This window comes from Jannaschia sp. R86511 (genome assembly GCF_042466345.1).
GTDB lineage: Bacteria > Actinomycetota > Actinomycetes > Actinomycetales > JBBAYJ01 > Aquipuribacter.
In genome coordinates this window covers 3,797,124-3,815,908 of record NZ_JAXHCD010000001.1, presented here as the reverse complement: position 1 = coordinate 3,815,908, position 18,785 = coordinate 3,797,124, and the positions used below count along the sequence as shown (strand labels likewise).

Sequence of the window (18,785 nt, the reverse complement as noted above, 5' to 3'; positions counted from 1 at the left end):
CGAGACGGAGCGGGGGGCAAGGATGAGATGACGGCAACTGGGGGATGCGGCCCCGCCCGCAACTATCGGGCACCTGAGCCGCCCGTGACCTCAGCCGTCGGTGCCGCTGACCTGGAACCGGGACCAGCGCTGGGCCAGCGCCGGGCTACAGCAGCGCGGGGCGATCGTGGTGGAGTCGTCAGCCTCATCGTGATGGGGATGATGAGGCGGAGGCTCAAGCCTGCGGACGGGGATGACGACAACGGTCTGCGTGCAGGTGCAGACGAAGCCCGGGGTGGTCGCCGATGTTCGGTCGGTGATCGATGGTGGTGTCCGGTCGGTGTTCCAGCCGATCGTCGATCTGGATTCGGGTCGGGTGGTGGCCTACGAGGCGTTGGCCCGCGGGCCGGTAGGCAGTGACTGGGAACGTCCGGACCAGCTGTTCGCCGCGGCCCGGGCGCGGGGGGTGCTGGCCGGTTTGGATGAGGCGTGTCGGCGGGCCGCGTTCGCGGGGGCGATCGAGGTCGGGTTGCTGGCGCCGTTGACGTTGTTCGTCAATGTGGAGCCCGAGGTCTTGGACAGCGCCCCGCTGGATGACTTGCTTGCGCTGGCTGAGCGGTCTCCTCGTCAGCTGCGGGTCGTGGTGGAGATCACCGAGCGGGCCCTGGCGCAGCGCCCGGCCGAGCTGCTGCGCACGGTGGACCGGGTGCGGGAGCTGGGCTGGGGTGTGGCGCTGGACGACGTGGGTGCCGACGCGGCGTCGTTGGCGTTCATGCCTTTGCTGCGTCCCGACGTGGTCAAGTTGGACCTACGCCTGGTGCAGGACCGGCCGGGCCCGGCGGTCGCGCAGATCATGAACGCGGTCAACGCCTACGCGCAGACCTCAGGTGCCCGCCTGCTCGCTGAGGGCATCGAGGATGAACGCCACCTGAAGGTGGCTCGGGCTCTGGGGGCTCGGCTCGGTCAGGGCTGGATGTTCGGTCGCCCGCAGCCCGGAGCCAGCGATGCGTACGAGGTCGGCGAGCTGGCGCTGCCACCGGTCCTAGCGGTCCAGGACGCGAGGCAGTCGCCGTTCGCGCTGCTAAGGGCCGCTGACGAGCTGCGCCGTTCGCCGAAGTCGTTGCTGATCGAGCTCAGCAAGCAGCTGGAGCGGGAGGCGATGCGCCTCGGCGACACGTGCGTGGTGGCCGCGACGTTCCAGGAGGCCCGCCACTTCACCCCGGCCACCGCTGCCCGCTACCGCGACCTGGTTGCCCGGACCGGGTTCGTCTGCGCCCTGGGCGAGGGCCTGAGCGATGAGCCCGTGCCCGGGCTGCGGGGCGCGGCGCTGGCCGCTGACGACCCGATCCGCGGTGAATGGGACCTGGTGGTCCTGGCCCCGCACTTCAGCGCGGCCCTGCTCGCCCGCGACCTCGGCGACACCGGACCCGACGCTGAGCGGATGTTCGAGTTCGCCCTGACCTACGAACGAGACACCGTCGTGGGCGCCGCGCGGGCGCTGCTGTCCCGGGTCGCGCCGCGGGCGGCGCTGCCCGCCCTCCCGGCGCAGCCCGCTGTCCCGGCGCAGCCCGCTGTCCCGGCGCTGCCCGGCGTCCCACTGCCCGCCGTCCCGGCGCTGCCCGCTGTCCCGGCGCCGGCCGCGGCCGTGCCTGATCCGAGCGTGGCACCCCGGGTGCCGGCCAGGCTCGCGGCCCCGGTCAGGACCCCCGCGGCAGTCCCGCGGGCCACGCCCGCGGGTGAGGCGCTGCTGCACCGGGCTTTGGCCGCGACCACTAGCGGGGTCTGTATCGCCGACGTCCGTCGCCCCGACCAGCCGATCGTCTACACCAACCAGGCCTTCGAAGACCTGTCAGGCTTCCGGGCGGAGGAGGTCCTGGGGCGCAACTGCCGGTTCCTGCAGGGCACCGATACCGATCCGGGTGCGGTGGATGAGATCCGTGCCGCCATCGGCGAAGGCCGCGACTGGCGGGGCACGCTGCTGAACTACCGCGGTGAGGCAAGGACCCCGTGGTGGAACGAGATCTACCTCGCACCCGTCCTTGACGACTCGGGCCGTGTGCTGCAGTACATCGGGGTCCAGAACGACGTCACCGCGCGGGTGCAGGCCCAGCGGGCCCTGGAGCAGGAACGTGACCGGGCCCGCAGCTACCTGGCCCGGATCGAGGAGCTCGCCTACACCGACCCCCTGACGGGACTGGCCAACCGCCGACGGCTGGAAGAACGCATCGAGACGGCCCTGTGGGACGCCCGTGCGGCCGGGAACGCCCTCGCCCTGCTGTTCGTGGACCTCGACGGGTTCAAGGCCATCAACGACACCCTCGGGCACAGCGCAGGCGACGACCTGCTGGTCGTCGTGGCCCAACGACTGCGCACAGGTGTGCGTCGCAGCGACCTGCTGGCCCGCCTCGGCGGCGACGAGTTCCTCCTCGCCCTGCCCGGCCTGGACCCCGCCACAGCACACGACCACGCCCACCGTGTCGCCCAGAAGCTCGCCCAGGACCTCACCCGACCAGTGGTCCTGTCCGGACAGGAGGAGATCGTCGCAGCCAGCATCGGCCTCAGCGTCCACCCCCACGACGGCGGGGACTTTGCGGCCCTGCTGCACCACGCCGACCAGCGCATGTACGCCGCCAAGCACCACCACCGCGGCGGCGAGGACGGCGAGGGCGGCGAGGGCGGCGAGGGCGGCGAGGGCGGCGAGGGCGGCGAGGGCGCGTACCCCGCGAAACGGTGGCCCTTCGTCGATGGACAGACGTGAAGAGGCCGGGGTCTGCGGTCTCCCCTGCGGATCTTCGTACGGTCCGGGTTGCTCGTCAGGCGATCCACCACGCCTCGGGCGGTGTCGCGGCGTATGAGCTGTTGTTCCGGCAGCTGTCGCCGGACACCCTCATCGACGAGGCCGCGCATGAGGCCGCGACGGCTCAGGTCCTGCTGTCGGTGTTCGGTGACTTCGGGGTGGACGACCTTGCCGGTGAGCTCCCCCTGTTCGTGAACACCACCCGGGGCTTCCTGGTCGGTGACCTTCCGCTGCCGGGCGGCCCGGACCGGTTGGTGGTCGAGGTCCTGGAGCACGTGGTGTTGGACGCGCAGGTCCTCGACGGCCTCAGCGCCCTCATCGGTGCGGGTTACCGGGTCGCGGCGGACGACTGGGACGGCTGCTCCTCGCGTGATCCGCTGATCCGGGTGTGCGATGTCGTCAAGATCGATATGGCTGCTGTCGGGCGTGTCGCCCTGCCCCGGCTCGTCGCCCGGGCCCACGCCCTCCGGCCGGGGATCACGATCTGCGTGGAACGGGTTGAGGACGCCGAGGACGTGGCCCTGGCGGTGGCGGCTGGCGCGGATCTGCTGCAGGGCTATGCCCTGCACCGGCCGCAGACCCGGACGACCCGTACCTAGACGTCCTCCGACCTGACGTGTCTTCGCCTGCTGGGTGCTCTGGCCAGCCAGGCCGACACCAACGAGCTGGTCCGGCTGGTGAGTGCCGACCCGGGGCTGGCGCTTCGGGTCCTGCGGATGGCGGCCAGTCCCGCCGGGGTCGGGCACCCGGTGCGCTCGGTGCAGCAGGCAGTGACGCTGCTGGGGCCACGCAAGCTCGGGGCCTGGGTGGTGCTGGTCCTGCTGGGCGGAGGGTCGCACACGGCCACGGGCGACGTCATCATCCTGCTCGCGCGAGCGGAGGCCTGCGCGCTGCTGGTCCCTAAACAGCGAGACACCGCCTACACCGCCGGGCTGCTGTCCGCGGTCACCGACGTGCTGGGTGGCGACCCGGCCCAAGTGGTCCGTGACAGTGGTGCCGGCTCGGCGGTGGCCCAAGCCGTGCTGCACGGCCAAGGGGCCGTAGGGGCGGCGCTGCGCGCGGTCCTGGCCCACGAGACCAACGACCTCACCGGGATGCGCAGCACCCACCACGAGCCGTATGAGGTGTCCCGCGCGTGCTTGCGGGCACTCAGCGACGCCATGGGCATCGCGGCGGCCATGAACGCAAAGGACGGCTGAGTGCCCGTCGTCGTGCTGTCGGCCCGCGCCACCAGCGACGACATGATCGAGGCGCTGGACGCCGGGGCCGACGACTACGTCACCAAGCCGTTCGACATGGGGGAGCTGCTGGCCCGGCTCCGGGCGGCCACCCGCCGCCCCCGGTCCGGCCCCGAGACCGAGGCCGTGATCCGGACCGACGCGTTCACCCTCGACCTGGCCCTGCGCACGCTGACCCGTGACGGGGACCAGGTCCGGCTGACCCCGACGGAGTGGCACCTGGTGGAGATCCTGGCCCGCGCCGGCGGGCGGGTGGTGTCCCAGCGGGCGCTGCTGGACGAGCTGCGCGGGCCGGGGGTGCCGTCGCAGAGCCACTACCTGCGCGTCTACGTCGCCCAGCTGCGCCGCAAGCTCGAGCCCGACCCGTCGGCGCCGCGGTACGTGCTGACCGAACCGGGGGTCGGCTACCGGCTCGTGGTCTGAGTCCGGCGGACGGCCGTCGGACTCGGGGGCTCAGCCGACGGGGGCCTGGGCCGCGCTCCAGCGGTCGTGGGCGGCGCTGACGTCCAGCACGATTCGGACCCACAGGACGAACGCCACGGCCAGGGCCACGGCGCCGACGGCCTCGATGGTCGGCAGCGACCGGACCAGCTCCGGGTCGACGAGACCGGCCGGGCCGCCCAGCACCTGGCCCGCGGCGTTCTGCAGCAGCAGCGAGACCAGGAACGCCGCCCACCAGCCGCCGTAGCCCAGGGGCCGGGGCGTGCTCGCCCGGCCGGCGTCGGAGACCACCTGGTAGGGGAACCACAGGCTGACCACGGGCACCACCCAGCCGAGCCACGCCCACACGACCCCGCGCCGCTGGCCCGTGCGCGCGACCTGGTCGACGTTGCGCCGCACGGCGGTCAGCCAGAAGCCCGGTGAGCACGAGCGCGGTGACCTGGGCGAGCAGCGCCAGTGCGGTGACCAGGTCGTAGGCGACGTAGGGCTGGGGCAGGCCGGCGGCCGCCGCGGCCGAGAAGGCGTCGGCGGCGGGCCGGGCGAGGAACGCCCCCAGGACGGCGAGCAGCAGCCAGACCGCCCCGACCCCGACGACGGCGTAGCCGAGCGCGTGCACCGGCCGGAACCGGGGCGTCACCGGCCAACCCGGTGCGTAGGCCGTGGGTGCGTACCCGGCAGGCGCGGTGCCGGCCGCGGGCGCGTACCCCGTGGGGCCCGCGTACCCGGTGGGGCCCGCGTACCCGGTCGGGCTGCCGGTCGGGGTGGCGTACGGGTCCGGGGCCGGTGGCTGGGGCCACCCGCTCGACGCGGGCGCCACCGCCTGCTGGGGCGGCACGTGCTCCGGTCGTCCGGGCGGGGTCCACTGCTGGTCGCTCACAGCAGGACGGTGACGCAACCAGGACTTCTCGGGTGCCCGATCGCCGCTGCGGCCACCCGACCGGCCCAGCCGCGGCATCTCCCGGTAGCCCACCGGGGGACCAGGAACACCTCCTGCCCCGCCCGGCGTTGGCACGGGCAGACGCAGCCAGACCCCACCACCGCCAGGAGGCCCGCCATGAGCACCGTCGCCCTCACCGAGGAGACGTTCCTGCCCACCGTCCGCGACGAGGACATCGTCCTGGTCGACTTCTGGGCCGCCTGGTGCGGCCCGTGCCGGCAGTTCGCGCCGGTCTACGACGCCGCGGCCGAGAAGCACCCGGACCTCGTGTTCGGCAAGGTCGACACCGAGGCCGAGCAGAACCTGGCCGCGCAGGCCGGCATCACGTCCATCCCCACGCTGATGGCCTTCCGCGAGGGCGTCATGGTCTTCGCCCAGCCGGGGGCGCTGCCGGGCACCGCGCTGGAGCAGGTCATCCAGTCCGTGCGCGACCTGGACATGGCCGCGGTGCACGCCTCGGTCGCCGAGCAGCGCGCGGCGGCCGCCGGCCCTCAGACCGACCAGCAGGGCTGACGGGCCGGCCCCGCCTCAGGTGCTGATGTCGGGGTACGGCATCGAGTAGTGCGCCAGCCGCTGCGCGTACTCCAGCTGGAACCCCAGCGGCTCGGCGTGGTCCCGCTCGAACATGGCGATGAACAGCGTCAGGGTGAGGAACGGGTGGGCCCCGAGCCCGAACAGCGCGGGGTAGTCGTGCGTGGCCAGCGCCTGCCGCTCGGCGTCGGTGAACGCCAGCCAGGTCGAGCGCTCGTCACCGTGGCAGGCGAGGATCCGGTTGGCCTCCTCGGCCTCCCACCACGCCACCGTCCCGACCGGGTCCTCGCGGTAGCGCTCCACCAGCTCGGGGTCGCGGTCGACGGTGAACAGGAACTTGTCGATCAGGTACACGCTCACGCGGGGGCTCCCTTCGGGTACCAGGTGAAGTAGGCCTCCCGGGTGTGGAACAGGTCCAGGGAGTCCACGTGCGCGGCCTGCTCGCCCTCGCCCGCGACGCCCATCATGAGCATGAAGTCCATGAACCCGTGGGTGGCGTTGCCGGGCAGGTGCAGGCTGTCCAGGGTGACCTCGGCCAAGGTCTTCTCGATGTCGCCGGTGGCGATCCACTCGATGGCGCGCAGGTCGAACTCCGGGTCCGGGCCGTGCGGGCCGAACTGGCGCGGGCCGCCCAGCTCGAGGCTCAGGTGGCCCGTGCCGATGACGGCGACGCGCTTGTCGCTGGGCCACGACTCGACCATCTGCCGGATGGCCTGCCCGAGCTGGACGAACCGCTTGGGCTGCGGCAGGGGCGGGGCGAAGATGTTGGTGTAGACCGGCACGATCGGCAGGTCGTTCTGCGGCCGCAGGGTGATGATCGGGCAGGTCACCGAGTGGTCGATCCGCAGCTCGTTGCTGAACGCCAGGTCGAAGCCCGCGTCCAGGCCGTTGCGCAGCAGGTGCCCGGACAGGTCGCGGTCGCCCTTCATGTGCATCCGGGGCAGGCCGAACTCGCGCTCCTCGTTGTACCAGTTGGCGTCGTAGGCCTCGGCGTGGCCGACCAGGAACTGCGGCATGTTGTCCAGCCACAGCTGGTGGAAGTGGTCGCTGCCGACCATCACCAGCACGTCGGGGCGGGCCGCGGTCAGGGTCGCGCGGAACCGCTCGACCTTGGCCACCCACTCGTCGGCGAAGGGCGGCCGGTCCTCACCGGTGGCGGTGCTGGCGCGGTGGTAGAACGGGTGGTGGGTCGAGGCGATGACGGCCACGAGCTCGGCCACGGCGACTCCTTCGTCGGACTGCGGTCGGTGCGGGGGATCGGTCGGGCGGGGGCTCAGGGGCCTTCTGTGCCGGGCTGCGGGCTCGGGACGTAGACCGCGTTGCGGTCCACGGACAGGTAGACGTCCATGCCGATCGGGTCGCGGTGCTCCTCGGCGAGCTGGCCGAGCAGACCGGCGGCGCGGGCGAGCAGCGCCACCCCGCGCAGCATGGGCAGCGGGACGCCCAGGTCCGCAAGCGTCGCCCCGCAGACGCCGGCGCCGTTGAGCGGCAGGGTGCGGCCGAGCACCTCGGGTGCCACCCGGCCGATGGCGCGGAACAGCCGCAGGTGCGGCCCCAGGGTGCCGTGGTCGGTGGCGATCTCGATCAGGCGCGGGGTGCGGGGGTCGCCCTCCTTGTGGACCGGGTGGCCCAGGCCGGGCACGAACCGCTTGGCCGCGCGGGTCTCGGTGACGCAGCGGCGGGCCAGGTCGTCCCAGCCGGCCTCGTCGTCGTCGGCGGGGACGCCGTCGCCCTCGCGGGCGGTGTGCAGCGCCGCGGCCAGGTACTCGCCGGTGTCCTCGGTGACGCCCAGGAACCGCGACCCGCCGCCCAGCAGGCCTGCGGCCATCGCGCCCTGCAGCGAGTCCGGCGCCGACAGGTAGGTGAGCCGGGCCGCGATGGCGGTGGGGGTGAAGCCGTGGTCGGCCAGCGCCACCAGCACCGACTCGAACACCGCGACCTCGCCGGGCGACGGCCGGGCGCCGGCGACCATCCACAGCGCGAGCTCGCCGAAGCCGACGTGGCCCATCAGGTCGCCGGCCAGGTCGTGGCCCAGCAGCGAGATGCTGCGGGTGTCGGAGGTCCCGAGCGAGGTCCGGTACCGGGGGGCGTCCGGGCTGGTCTCGTCGCTCATCCTCGTCCTCCGGGCAGGGGTGCGTCGTCGGGTCCGGCGAGCCACGCGCGCAGCGCGGCGCCGTGCTCGTCCAGGGCGGGCGGGGGCAGGTCGTAGCCGGCCGGGGTGGCCGAGAACCGGACCGGGTTGCGGACGGTCGGCACGGCGCGCTCGCCCTCGCCGACGGTGACCACGGGCTCCAGGCCGAGCTCGTCGGCCAGGGCCACGCCCTCGTCGACGGTGTTGATGGGCGCGCACGGCACCCCGGCGTCCAGCAGGGTGCGGAACCACTCGTCGCGGGTGCGCGTCATCAGCCGGTCCACCAGCAGCGGGCGCAGCGCCTCGCGGTTGGCCGTGCGGTCCTGGTTGTGGGCGAAGCGGGGGTCCTCGAGCAGCTCGGGCAGGCCCAGCACCTGCACCAGCTTGGCGAACTGGCCGTCGTTGCCGGCGATGACGATGAGCTCGCCGTCGGCGACCGGCAGCGGCTCGTAGGGGAACAGGCTCGGGTGGGCGTTGCCCATCCGGAACGGCACCGTGCCGCCGGCGACCCAGGCGCTGGTGTGGTTGACCAGGCCGGACAGCGCCGTGGACAGCAGGTTGACCTCGACGTGCTGGCCGACTCCGCTGGTGGCGCGGTGGGTGAGCGCGGCCAGGATGCCGATGGTGGCCTGCATGCCCGACATCACGTCGAAGACGCTGATCCCGGCCCGGTAGGGGGAGCCGTCGGGGTCACCGGTGAGGCTCATCAGGCCGGACATCGCCTGCACCATCAGGTCGTAGCCGGGCAGCGCCGCGCCGGCCCCGGCGCCGAAGCCGGTGATCGAGGCGTAGACCACCCTCGGGTTGCGGGCACTGACCGAGGCGTGGTCCAGGCCGTACTTGGCCAGCCCGCCGGGCTTGAAGTTCTCGATGACCACGTCGGCGCGGTCGGCGAGCTCCTGCGCCAGGGCCAGGTCGTCGGGGTCCTTGAGGTCCAGGCCGATCGAGCGTTTGCCCCGGTTGACGGCCAGGTAGTAGGTCGACACCTCGTCGCGCACGGGCGGCATCCAGGTGCGGGTGTCGTCGCCGCCGCGGCCCTCGACCTTGACCACCTGAGCACCCATGTCCGACAGCAGCATGGAGGAGTACGGCCCGGCCAGGATGCGCGAGAAGTCGGCGACCAGCAAGCCGTCCAACGGTCCGCGAGCCGGTTCGCCGGCCTCGGGCCCAGGCGTCGACCCGTCAGGTCCGGTGCTCATCACTGACTCCTTCGTCCGCTGAGCGGACACCTGTCCGCGGGGCCAGCATGCGAGCCGCCGTGGCGGGTGTCAAGCACGGCGGGGTGCGGCGCGGTCCGGGGCGCGGGGCGCGGTCAGGCCGTGACGCGGGGCAGCGCGTCAAGGCGGGCGAAGTCCGCGCTGACGTCGGCGGCGGTGCGCAGCAGCAGGGGCAGGTGGTGCCCGGTCAGCGTGTCCAGCGTGGTCTCGGCCGCGTGCACGGTGACGTTGACGGCCGCGACCACCCGGCCGTCGCCGTCGCGCAGCGGGGCGGCGACCGAGCGGATGCCCGGGGCCAGCTGCTCGTCGGTCAGGGCCCAGCCCTGGGCGCGGACCTCCCGCAGCACCGCGGTCAGCTCGTCGGGGCCGGGCTGCCAGTACGCCGTGACGCCGCTGCGGCTGGGCTGGGCCAGCACGGCGGCGAGCTCGTCCGGCTCCAGGCCCGCCAGCAGCACCTTGCCCATCGAGGTCTGCGGGGCGGGGAAGCGGGTCCCGATCGACACCTGCAGGGCGATGATCTTGGGGACGGCCACCCGGGCGACGTAGACGATGTCCGAGCCGTCGAGCTGGGCCACCGAGCTGGACTCGCCGGTGCGGGCGACCAGGTCCTCCAGGTGGGGCCGCGCGACGTCCCACAGCCCCAGGCTCTGCACGTACCGCAGGCCCAGGTCGAGCACCCGGGGGGTCAGCGACCAGGTGCCGTCCTGGCTGCGTGCGTGCCCGAGCGCCTCCAGCGTGAGCAGGATCCGGCGGGCGGTCGGGCGGGCCAGACCGGTGGCGGTGGCCACCTCGCTGAGCGACATCCGGGGCCGGCCGGGCTCGAACGCGGCGATGACGTCGAGGCCGCGGGCGACGGCCTCGACGAAGTTGGGGTCGTCGTCGCGGCGGGGCATGGGGCACACCTTGACACGGAGCGCACCCCCGGAGACAGTGGCATCACCCAATGCCCGCTCTGCGGACGGACGTCCGTTCCTGCTCGTCAGGGACGGGTGGCCGCAGGGCCGCACCGGACGAAGGAGTCCCGATGAGCCAGCCCGCCACCCCCGGCCTCGACCTCGCCCCCGGACGGCCCGTCGTCCTGCGCGGCGGCACCGTCCTGACCATGGACGACGCCCGCACGGTGCTGACCGACGCCGACGTGCTGGTCGTCGACGACAGCATCGCCGCCGTCGGACCCGCCCTGGACGTGCCCGAGGGCACGTTCGAGGTCGACGCGACCGGCGGCATCGTCATGCCCGGCATGGTCGACACGCACCGCCACATGTGGCAGACCGCCATGCGCGGCTACGGCGCCGACTGGACCCTGACCCAGTACTTCGTCTGGTACTACCTGGAGCACGGCCGGTCGTTCCGGCCGCAGGACGTGGCGGCGGGCAACCTGCTGTCGGCCGTGGAGTCGCTGGACGCCGGCGTCACCACCACCGTGGACTGGTCGCACGGCCTGCAGAGCGTGGCGCACGCCGAGGCCGCGGTCGACGCCCTGCGCTCGGTGCCGGGCCGGTTCGTGCTGGCCTACGGCAACATCCAGGCCGGGCCGTGGGAGTGGTCGGACTCCGCGGACTTCCGCGCCTTCGTCGAGCGGTTCCCGCGCAGCGACATGCTCGGGCTGCAGATGGCCTTCGACGTCACCGGCGACCCGGCGTTCCCCGAGCGCCGCGCCTTCGAGGTGGCCCGCGAGCTCGACCTGGCCGTCACCACGCACGCCGGGGTGTGGGGCGCCACCAACGACGACGGCATCCGGCTGATGCACGACAACGGCTTCATGGAGGAGCGGACCACCTACGTCCACGCCGCCACGCTCGACCACGACAGCTACCACCGGATCGCCGCCACGGGCGGGTCGGTGTCGGTGGCGACCGAGTCCGAGCAGAGCTGCGGGCAGGGCTACCCCCCCACCTGGGCCCTGCGCAGCCACGGCATCCCGGTGTCGATCTCCATGGACACCAGCGTGTGGATGAGCGGTGACCTGTTCAGCGCCATGCGCAGCACGGTCGGCGCCGACCGCTCCCGGGAGCACATGGAGGCCCACAAGCTCGGCGACACCGTCACCCACTGCCACCTGCGCGCGGACGAGGTGGTCGGTTGGGCCACCCGCGGCGGCGCCCAGGGCCTGGGCATGGACTCGCTGATCGGAAGCCTCGAGGTCGGCAAGAAGGCCGACGTGGTGCTGATCAAGAACGACGCCTCACCCGTGATGTTCCCCGTGCTCAACCCCTACGGCCACGTCGCGATGCAGGCGCAGCGCGGCGACGTGCACACCGTCCTCGTCGACGGTCGGGTGGTCAAGCACGAGCACCGGCTGGTGGGCGTCGACCTGGCCGGGGCGCGCGCCGCCGTGGCCGACACCATCGAGCACCTGCGCGCCGAGATGGGCGAGGAGGCCTGGCTCAAGGGCATGAACCCCGACGTGCCCGAGACCAAGGTGCTGGACAACCCCTACACCTACACCGAGTACCGCAGCGCGGCCACGCACTCCCAGGGCTGAGCGCACCCCCGAGCCCTCCCGCCCCCGGTCTCCCGCCGCGCCGCTGGTCCTGAACCGCGGCGCGGCGGGTCAGGGCAGGCGCCAGACCCCGTAGGTGCCGGTGTCGTCGGTGCCCAGCAGCTCCGGTGCCGTGCCGTCCCGGCCGGTGGGCGGCGTGGCCGTCGGCGCGACGACCAGGTCGCCGGGACCCGCGGCAGCGGCGACGTCCTCGGCCTCGACGACGGTGGTGCGACGGTCGGCCAGCCACCACTGCAGCGCGTTGCCGGACAGCAGCAGCGGCCGGTCGACGACCAGCAGCACGTCGGACTGCGGGGACTGCTCGACCAGCTCGCGCACCCCGAACAGGCTGCGGATCCAGGCGTCGCGCGGCTCGATGTTGCGTCGTTCGGCGACCAGGGCCAGGCCCAGCAGCAGCGCGCCGGTGACGACCAGGGCCACGACCCGCCGCCGCGCCCCCGGTCGGCTGCTCAGCACGGCTGCGGCCAGCAGGCCCAGGACGAGGACCGCGGTGAGGCTCGCCTGCCACCACGGCACCGAGAACCCGGCCTCGTCCCGCCACGCCCAGGCCTCCAGGCCCGGCACGTTCAGCTGGACGAACCCGGCCACGCGGTCGGCGTTGCGGGCCAGGGCGACGGCCGCGGCGCCGGCCAGCGTCAGCAGACCGAGCGCGGTCAGGCCCAGCAGCCGGGCCGGACGGGCGGCCCCGAGCACAGCCGCGGCGCCCACCAGCGCGACCACGAACCACAGCGGGTCGCCGTAGCGGCCGTAGACCAGCTGGTCGACCCGCCCACCCTCGTCCAGCCGACCGGACAGGTACGCCGCGCCCACGCCGACCTGCAGCACCACGGCCACGGCCAGCCAGGTCCACGGACCGAGCCGGCGGTCCCGCCAGTCGTCGACCACACCGGCCGCGGCCACCGACCAGCCGAGCAGGGCCAGGCCCAGCCAGGCCACCGCGGCGTACCAGGCGTGCCCCACGGCCAGGGCCAGCGCGTCTCCCACCTGGAGACCGGCCACCTGCTCGGCCGCGACGGCCGTCCGGGCCACGTCGCCGTACAGCGCCGCCTCGACCCGGCCGTTCAGCCACCAGCCGGCGCCCGCGCCCAGCAGCCCCGTCGTCAGCGCGAGGGCGCCCGCGGGGGAGCGACGGGCCAGGGACCACGACGCCAGCGACGCGGCGGCGAGCAGCGTGAGCGGCAGCATCCGGGCGTGGGTGGTCGGCAGCCACGCCAGCACCAGGGCCAGCAGCGCCAGCACGGGCAGGTCGGACCGGCGGGGGGACGCGGCTGCACCGGGCCCGACGTCCCACAGCCGCAGCAGCAGCCACAGCAGCGTGGTCAGCTGCAGGGTCAGCAGGGTCTCGGGCAGGGCGTAGCCGGTGTAGCCGAGCCGACCGGCGCCCATGGCGACCACGACGGCGGCCAGCACGGCCGCCGGGGTCCCGAGCCCGGTGCGCCGGGCCACGGCCGTGGCCGGCAGCACGAGCAGGGCCGCGAGCAGCACGTTCAGCGCCACCGACAGCCCGTAGACCGTCGGCGGGTGGTCGCTGAGCCACCACAGCGGGGCGGTCAGCAGGCCCCAGCCCACGGCGTAGCCGCCGGCGTAGTCCGGCGTCAGCAGGCCGGCCCCGTCACCGGTGGCGAACAGCCGGGCGGCGGCCAGGTAGCCGATCTCGTCCTTGGTCTGCACGGGGGCGACCGCGTCCAGCGACACCCGGGCGTGGACGAGGCCCACGACCAGCACGCCCACCAGCACGGCCAGCCGGTCACGGAGCCGGGTGGCGGGCCGGGTCCTCGACGGCGGGCGGGCCAGCGTCCCCGGTGCCGGTCCAACCCCCACCCCCCGATGGTCGCAGACACCGGGTAGCGCCCCCGACCCCGTGGCCCCATGATCACGCCATGGCGGAGGGTGACGACAACCGGGCGATGCGCGTGCTGCGGGTCGCGGAGGACGGCGTCTACTACGCGATGGCCGTGGTGCTGCTGGCCGCCGCGCTGGTCGTCCTGGTCTACGCGGGCGAGAGCTTCGTCCGGGTCCTGGACGAGACCGAGACCGCCATGCTCGAGGTGCTGGACGGCCTGCTGCTGGTGTTCATCTTCGTCGAGCTGCTGTACGCGGTCCGGGTCACGCTCGCGCGCCACGAGATCGCGGCCGAGCCGTTCCTGCTGATCGGCATCATCGCCTCGATCAAGGAGATCGTCGTGGTCTCGGTCGAGGCGGCCGGGGCCATCGGCGACGGGGCCCTGTTCGACGACCGGGTGGTGCTGATCGGGGTGCTCGGCGGGGTCGTGCTCGCCCTGACGCTGGCCATCCTCATGCTGCGCCGGTCCCAGACCTACCCCAGCGAGAAGGCCGACGACCCCGAGGACGCCGACGACCCCGCAGGCACCGGAGGCTCCGCGGCGGGGGAGGGCGACGCTCAGGGGGAGGACGACGCTCAGGGGGAGGACGACGCTCAGCGGGAGGACGACGCTCAGCTGGCCAGGGCGTCCGCCAGGTAGGCCTGCGCGTCGGTCGGGCCCAGGGCGCCCCGGCCGGGCGCGGCGAAGGTCTCCACCAGCCCCCGGGCCACGACGGAGCGGTAGGCCGGTGACGGTGCCCGCGTGGCCAGCGTCCCGGCGTCCGGGTGGGTGAAGGTGAGCAGCGGCTCCCCGTCCAGCGAGCCCGGGCTCAGCAGCCTCCGGTACCAGCCGTCGCCCACGTCCGCCGTCCCGGTGCGCAGGACCTGTACCGGCCACGGGGCGCCCCGGCGGTCGGTGCCGCCGTTCTCCAGGTGCACGACCTCGAGGAACTGCTCCCGGCGGACCCGCCAGGCCCGGGCCAGCACGCCGGGACCCGGGCCGGTCGGGTCCCAGAAGGCGACCCCGCCGCCGCCCCAGGACGGCGCGTCCAGCGCCAGGCGCAGCACCCCGGGCAGCAGGACCGCCCGTTCGCCCGTCGCGCGGGAGGTGCCGGTCCCGCCCGGGTACTCGCGGTCAAGCCCGGGGACCCGCCCGCCCAGCAGGTACACCTCGAACCGCTCGCGCAGCAGGTTCGAGCCGTACGACACGTACCAGACGTGCGCGGGGTGTCCGGGGTGCGCGGGGTCGCCGGGGTGCTCAGGGTGCGCATGGTCGGTGGTGGCCCGGGAGGGGGCCACGGTCACCACGTCCGGTGCGGCGGCGACCCGCTGCAGGACCGTCGCGGCCGTCGGCTCCACCACGCCGGCTCAGCCGTGCCGGCCGTGCAGCACGGCGAGCGTCTCCTCGTGCAGCGCGCCGTTGGTGGCCACGGCGTCGGCGCCCCACGGGCCGGCCGTGCCGTCCAGGGCCGTGAACCGGCCTCCGGCCTCGGTGACGATCGGCACCAGCGCGGCCATGTCGTGCAGCGCCAGCTCCGGCTCGCAGGCCAGGTCCACGGCGCCCTCGGCCAGCATCATGTACGACCAGAAGTCGCCGTAGGCGCGGGTGCGCCAGCAGCGCCGGGTCAGGTCCAGGAAGCCCGGCAGCAGGCCGCGCTCCTCCCACCCGGACAGCGAGGAGTAGGACAGCGACGCGTCCGACAGGTGGTCCACGGCCGAGACCCGCAGCTGGCGGGCGGCGGACAGGCTGCGCCCGCTGAACGCGCCGGTCCCGGCCGCGGCCCACCAGCGTCGGCCCAGCGCCGGGGCGGACACGACGCCGACGACCGGGGTGCGGTCGTCCACGAGCGCGATCAGCGTCGCCCAGACCGGCACCCCCCGGACGAAGTTCTTGGTGCCGTCGATCGGGTCGACCACCCACTGCCGCCGGCCGTGGCCGGTGGGCTCCATCTCCTCGCCGACGACCATGTCGCGGGGCCGGGTGCGCTGCAGCATCGACCGGACGGCCCGCTCGGCGTCGGTGTCGGCCTCGGTGACCGGCGTCAGGTCCGGCTTGGTCCGCACCTGCAGGTCGGCGTCGCCGAAGCGCTGCATGGTGAGCGCGTCCACCTGGTCGGCGATGGACAGGGCCAGGCGGAGGTCGTCGTCCCAGGTGTCCGTCATGGGGCGAGGGTAGGGCGCTCGACCCGGCCCGGGACGGGGGCGCGGCCTACCCTGGGACGGTGAGCGACCCCCGCACGGCCGGCTCGGCCGACCGGACCAGCCCGGACCTGCAGCCCGCGCGGTGGGCCTCCCGGCTCGGCGACGCCGAGCGCGAGCAGGTGCTGCGGGTGTTCCTGGACGCCGACGGCCGGCTGGTGCGGATCCCGGCCAAGCACACCAAGCGCCTCGTCGTGCTCGACCTGCTGGCCCAGGAGTTCGTGCCGGGGGAGCGCTACGCCGAGACCGAGGTCAACAACCGGCTGAGGGCGTTCCACGACGACGTGGCCGCGCTGCGGCGCTACCTGGTGGAGAACCTGTTCCTGGCCCGGGAGGCCGGCGTGTACTGGCGCACGGGCGGCAGCGTGGCCCTGGAGGACTGAGCGGGCGCGACCGACCGGGTCCCGGCGACCACCCGCCGTTGAGTCGTTCAGTCGTTCAGTCGCTCAGTCGCCGCGCTCCCGCTCGCGCTCGGCGGGTTCGAGCTCGCCCCGCACGGCCCGCAGCAGCCGACGGAAGCTGTCGAGGCGCTCCTGGGAGGCGTGCCCGGCCTCGACCCACGCCTGCAACCCGCACTCGGCCTCGTCGTGGGTGCAGCCGCGCGGGCAGTCCTCGGTGCCCCCGGCCAGGTCGGAGAAGCCGCCGAGCAGCGTCTCGGCCTCGACGTGGGCCAGACCGAAGGACCGGATGCCCGGGGTGTCGATCACCCAGCCGCCGGCGGCCAGCGGCAGCAGCACCGAGGCCGTCGACGTGTGCCGGCCCTTGCCGGTGGTGCCCGACACGTGGCTCGTGGCCCGCCGCGCGCCCGGGGACAGCTCGTTGACCAGCGTGGACTTGCCCACCCCGGACGGGCCGATGATCGCGGTGACCCGGCCGGCCAGGGCGTCGCGCACCGCGGCCAGGCCCTGCCAGCCGCGGGAGGTGACCGACACCGACGTCAGACCCAGGTCCGTGTACGCGGCGAGCAGGCCGGACGGGTCGGCCAGGTCGGTCTTGGTGACGACCAGCAGCGGGTCGATGCCGGCGTCCCAGGCCGCGACCAGGGCCCGGTCGACCAGCCGGGGGTTGGGCTCGGGGTCGGCCGCGGCCACGACCAGGCACACCTGGTCGGCGTTGGCCACGACGACCCGCTCCACCGGGTCGGTGTCGTCGGCGCTGCGTCGCAGCACCGAGGAGCGCTCGTCGATCCGCACCAGCCGGGCCAGGGAGTCCGTGGTGCCGGACACGTCGCCCACCAGGCCGACCCGGTCCCCGACGGCGATGCTCTTGGGCCGGATCTCGCGCGCCCGGACCGCGCTGATCACCACGGCGTCGTCCGCGGCGGGCTCGCCGTTGGCGGGGGCGGGCACCAGGCAGGTGTAGCGGCCCCGGTCGATGGTGGTCACCCAGCCCAGGACGGCGTCGGTGTGGCTCGGCCGGTCCTTGGTCCGCGGCCGGGTGCCGCGCCGCGGCGGCCGGGCGCGGGCGTCGGACTCGTCCCAGGAGGCGGTGCTGCGACGTCGGACCACGGTCAGTCGGCGCTGCGGTCCGGGCCGGCCGCGTGGTCCGGGCCTGCGGCGTGGTCCGGGCCTGCGGCGTGGTCCGGGCCTGCGGCGTGGTCCGGGCCTGCGGCGTGGTCCGGGCCTGCGACGGCGCCTCCGGCGTCCGGGCCCAGCATCGCCGACCACATGCCCGGGAAGTCCGGCAGCGTCTTGGCCGTCGTGCCGATGTCCTCGACCACGACCCCGGGCACCCGCAGGCCGACGACGGCACCGGTGGTGGCCATCCGGTGGTCGGCGTAGCTGTGCCAGCGCCCGCCGTGCAGCGGTCGCGGCGTGATGCGCAGGCCGTCGGGCAGCACCTCGACCTCGCCGCCCAGGCCGCGCACCTCGGCGGCCAGCGCCTCCAGCCGGTCGGTCTCGTGCCCGCGCAGGTGCCCGATGCCGCGCAGCCGGCTCGGCGAGGTGGCCAGCACGGCCAGCCCCACGACGGTGGGCGCGATCTCGCCCGCGTCGGACAGGTCCAGGTCGACGCCGTAGACGTCGCCCTCGTGGGTGACGGTCAGCCCGTCGTGGTCGAGTCGGACGTCGGCGCCCATGGCGTCCAGGATGTCGCGCAGGGTGTCACCGGCCTGCGTGGTCTGCTGCGGCCAGCCGGGCACGCGGACCTGCCCGCCGGTGGCCAGTGCCGCGGCCAGGAACGGGCCGGCGTTGGACAGGTCGGGCTCGACGTCGACGTCCAGACCGCCGACGGGACCGGGCTCGATCCGCCAGACCAGGTCCGTGGAGTCGTCGACCACGACCCCGACGTCGCGCAGGTTCTCCACCGTCATGGCGATGTGCGGGCGCGACGGCACGGTGGCGCCGACGTGGCGCACGGTCAGCCCGTCCCGCATCCGGGCCCCGGCCAGCAGCAGCCCGGACAGGAACTGGCTGGACTCGCCCGCGTCGAGGGTGACCTCGCCGCCGCGGGGCAGCCGCGAGGCGTGCACGGTGGCGGGGAACGAGCCGGCGGTGTCGGTGACGTGGGCGCCGGCGTCACGCAGCGCCTGCAGCAACGGGGCCACGGGACGCTCGTGCAGGCGCGGGTCGCCCGACAGCCGCGCCGAGCGCCCGCTGACGGCCACCACCGCCGGCAGGAACCGCATGACGGTCCCGGCCAGGCCGCAGTCGACCTCGACGGGCTCCTGCGGGTCGGGGTCGGTGTCGGGGTCCGGTCGGGGGATAGGGGTGACGAGCCAGTCCGGCACCTCGCCCGCGGCCCCCGGGCCGTCCTCGACCCGGGCACCGAGCCGGCGCAGGGCCTCGGCCATGAGCAGCGTGTCGCGCGAGCGCAGCGGCGCGCGCAGCCGCGACGGCTCGTCGGCCAGCGCGGCCAGCACCAGGTAGCGGTTGGTCAAGGACTTGGAGCCGGGCAGGCGGACGGTGGCGTGGACCGGGGCGGCCGGGGTGGGCGCGGCCCAGCCGTCAGCGGTGCCGTCCGCGAGGTCGTCGACGGGGGTGCTCATGCGG

General features: G+C 74.4%; 19 protein-coding genes. 8 read left to right on the top strand and 11 right to left on the bottom strand.

The window, feature by feature from the left end; translation table 11 throughout:
- The first annotated feature begins 232 nt into the window (after positions 1–232).
- The 4 genes from SJY06_RS17795 to SJY06_RS17780 are packed head-to-tail and all read left to right on the top strand — an operon-like array spanning position 233 to position 4,437.
- The gene (locus SJY06_RS17795) at positions 233–2,737 is read left to right on the top strand and encodes a diguanylate cyclase domain-containing protein (RefSeq protein WP_380168868.1); all 2,505 of its coding nucleotides are present in this window, start codon (positions 233–235) and stop codon (positions 2,735–2,737) included.
- A complete protein-coding gene (locus SJY06_RS17790) occupies positions 2,734–3,375 on the top strand; it encodes an EAL domain-containing protein (protein WP_380168867.1) in 642 nt (213 codons plus the stop codon). The genes SJY06_RS17795 and SJY06_RS17790 overlap by 4 nt, the downstream gene beginning before the upstream one ends.
- A 12-nt stretch (positions 3,376–3,387) precedes the next feature.
- Positions 3,388–3,975: an HDOD domain-containing protein gene (locus SJY06_RS17785; RefSeq protein ID WP_380169729.1), complete on the top strand. Its 588-nt coding sequence runs from the start codon at positions 3,388–3,390 to the stop codon at positions 3,973–3,975.
- Entirely contained in the window at positions 3,976–4,437 is a 462-nt protein-coding gene (locus SJY06_RS17780) for a winged helix-turn-helix domain-containing protein (protein WP_380168866.1), read from the top strand.
- A 30-nt stretch (positions 4,438–4,467) separates the two neighbouring features.
- Here the strand turns inward: SJY06_RS17780 and SJY06_RS17775 are convergent, their stop codons facing one another.
- Positions 4,468–4,854, bottom strand: coding sequence for a DUF4328 domain-containing protein (locus SJY06_RS17775; protein WP_380168865.1), 387 nt, complete (start codon positions 4,852–4,854; stop codon positions 4,468–4,470).
- A 655-nt stretch (positions 4,855–5,509) separates the two neighbouring features.
- Here SJY06_RS17775 and trxA point away from each other — a divergent pair.
- On the top strand, positions 5,510–5,905 hold the full coding sequence (gene trxA, locus SJY06_RS17770) for a thioredoxin (protein ID WP_380168864.1): 396 nt from the start codon (positions 5,510–5,512) through the stop codon (positions 5,903–5,905).
- A 15-nt stretch (positions 5,906–5,920) separates the two neighbouring features.
- Here trxA and SJY06_RS17765 read toward each other — a convergent pair whose 3' ends face one another.
- The 5 genes from SJY06_RS17765 to SJY06_RS17745 all read right to left on the bottom strand — a co-directional run bounded on the left by SJY06_RS17765 (position 5,921) and on the right by SJY06_RS17745 (position 10,164).
- Entirely contained in the window at positions 5,921–6,283 is a 363-nt protein-coding gene (locus SJY06_RS17765; protein WP_380168863.1) for a hypothetical protein, read from the bottom strand.
- On the bottom strand, positions 6,280–7,143 hold the full coding sequence (locus SJY06_RS17760) for a hypothetical protein (protein WP_380168862.1): 864 nt from the start codon (positions 7,141–7,143) through the stop codon (positions 6,280–6,282). The genes SJY06_RS17765 and SJY06_RS17760 overlap by 4 nt, the downstream gene beginning before the upstream one ends.
- A 53-nt stretch (positions 7,144–7,196) precedes the next feature.
- A complete protein-coding gene (locus tag SJY06_RS17755) occupies positions 7,197–8,036 on the bottom strand; it encodes a citryl-CoA lyase (protein ID WP_380168861.1) in 840 nt (279 codons plus the stop codon).
- Positions 8,033–9,253, bottom strand: coding sequence for a CaiB/BaiF CoA transferase family protein (locus SJY06_RS17750; protein WP_380168860.1), 1,221 nt, complete (start codon positions 9,251–9,253; stop codon positions 8,033–8,035). Before SJY06_RS17750 ends, SJY06_RS17755 begins: the two co-directional genes overlap by 4 nt.
- Positions 9,254–9,366: 113 nt before the next feature.
- A complete protein-coding gene (locus tag SJY06_RS17745; RefSeq protein ID WP_380168859.1) occupies positions 9,367–10,164 on the bottom strand; it encodes an IclR family transcriptional regulator C-terminal domain-containing protein in 798 nt (265 codons plus the stop codon).
- 131 nt (positions 10,165–10,295) lie between these two features.
- Here SJY06_RS17745 and SJY06_RS17740 point away from each other — a divergent pair, with 131 nt between their 5' ends.
- On the top strand, positions 10,296–11,756 hold the full coding sequence (locus SJY06_RS17740; RefSeq protein WP_380168858.1) for an amidohydrolase family protein: 1,461 nt from the start codon (positions 10,296–10,298) through the stop codon (positions 11,754–11,756).
- A 69-nt stretch (positions 11,757–11,825) separates the two neighbouring features.
- On the opposite strand, the gene SJY06_RS17735 is transcribed toward SJY06_RS17740, so the two are convergent.
- Positions 11,826–13,595 carry a hypothetical protein gene (locus SJY06_RS17735; protein WP_380168857.1) on the bottom strand — a complete coding sequence of 590 codons (1,770 nt, stop codon included), beginning with the start codon at positions 13,593–13,595 and terminating at the stop codon, positions 11,826–11,828.
- A gap of 59 nt (positions 13,596–13,654) precedes the next feature.
- Between SJY06_RS17735 and SJY06_RS17730 the strand changes: the two genes are divergently transcribed.
- A complete protein-coding gene (locus SJY06_RS17730; RefSeq protein ID WP_380168856.1) occupies positions 13,655–14,257 on the top strand; it encodes a phosphate-starvation-inducible PsiE family protein in 603 nt (200 codons plus the stop codon).
- Here the strand turns inward: SJY06_RS17730 and SJY06_RS17725 are convergent.
- Positions 14,230–14,958: a hypothetical protein gene (locus SJY06_RS17725; protein WP_380168855.1), complete on the bottom strand. Its 729-nt coding sequence runs from the start codon at positions 14,956–14,958 to the stop codon at positions 14,230–14,232. The genes SJY06_RS17730 and SJY06_RS17725 overlap by 28 nt on opposite strands.
- 6 nt (positions 14,959–14,964) lie before the next feature.
- On the bottom strand, positions 14,965–15,759 hold the full coding sequence (gene hisN, locus SJY06_RS17720) for a histidinol-phosphatase (protein ID WP_380168854.1): 795 nt from the start codon (positions 15,757–15,759) through the stop codon (positions 14,965–14,967).
- Between the two features lie 59 nt (positions 15,760–15,818).
- Here hisN and SJY06_RS17715 point away from each other — a divergent pair, with 59 nt between their 5' ends.
- On the top strand, positions 15,819–16,178 hold the full coding sequence (locus SJY06_RS17715; RefSeq protein WP_380168853.1) for a DUF2087 domain-containing protein: 360 nt from the start codon (positions 15,819–15,821) through the stop codon (positions 16,176–16,178).
- A gap of 63 nt (positions 16,179–16,241) precedes the next feature.
- Here SJY06_RS17715 and rsgA read toward each other — a convergent pair whose 3' ends face one another.
- Both rsgA and aroA read right to left on the bottom strand, forming a co-directional pair.
- Positions 16,242–17,303 carry a ribosome small subunit-dependent GTPase A gene (gene rsgA, locus SJY06_RS17710; protein ID WP_380168852.1) on the bottom strand — a complete coding sequence of 354 codons (1,062 nt, stop codon included), beginning with the start codon at positions 17,301–17,303 and terminating at the stop codon, positions 16,242–16,244.
- A gap of 2 nt (positions 17,304–17,305) precedes the next feature.
- Positions 17,306–18,781: a 3-phosphoshikimate 1-carboxyvinyltransferase gene (gene aroA / locus SJY06_RS17705; protein WP_380168851.1), complete on the bottom strand. Its 1,476-nt coding sequence runs from the start codon at positions 18,779–18,781 to the stop codon at positions 17,306–17,308.
- Between the last annotated feature and the right edge of the window lie 4 nt (positions 18,782–18,785).

Excerpts from the sequence above, each read along its gene's own strand:
- SJY06_RS17795 (WP_380168868.1), top strand. The coding sequence starts at position 233 with ATGACGACAACGGTCTGCGTGCAGGTGCAGACGAAGCCCGGGGTGGTC.
- trxA (WP_380168864.1), top strand. The coding sequence starts at position 5,510 with ATGAGCACCGTCGCCCTCACCGAGGAGACGTTCCTGCCCACCGTCCGC.
- SJY06_RS17755 (WP_380168861.1), bottom strand. The coding sequence starts at position 8,036 with ATGAGCGACGAGACCAGCCCGGACGCCCCCCGGTACCGGACCTCGCTC.
- SJY06_RS17750 (WP_380168860.1), bottom strand. The coding sequence starts at position 9,253 with ATGAGCACCGGACCTGACGGGTCGACGCCTGGGCCCGAGGCCGGCGAA.
- SJY06_RS17745 (WP_380168859.1), bottom strand. The coding sequence starts at position 10,164 with ATGCCCCGCCGCGACGACGACCCCAACTTCGTCGAGGCCGTCGCCCGC.
- SJY06_RS17740 (WP_380168858.1), top strand. The coding sequence starts at position 10,296 with ATGAGCCAGCCCGCCACCCCCGGCCTCGACCTCGCCCCCGGACGGCCC.
- SJY06_RS17730 (WP_380168856.1), top strand. The coding sequence starts at position 13,655 with ATGGCGGAGGGTGACGACAACCGGGCGATGCGCGTGCTGCGGGTCGCG.
- hisN (WP_380168854.1), bottom strand. The coding sequence starts at position 15,759 with ATGACGGACACCTGGGACGACGACCTCCGCCTGGCCCTGTCCATCGCC.
- aroA (WP_380168851.1), bottom strand. The coding sequence starts at position 18,781 with ATGAGCACCCCCGTCGACGACCTCGCGGACGGCACCGCTGACGGCTGG.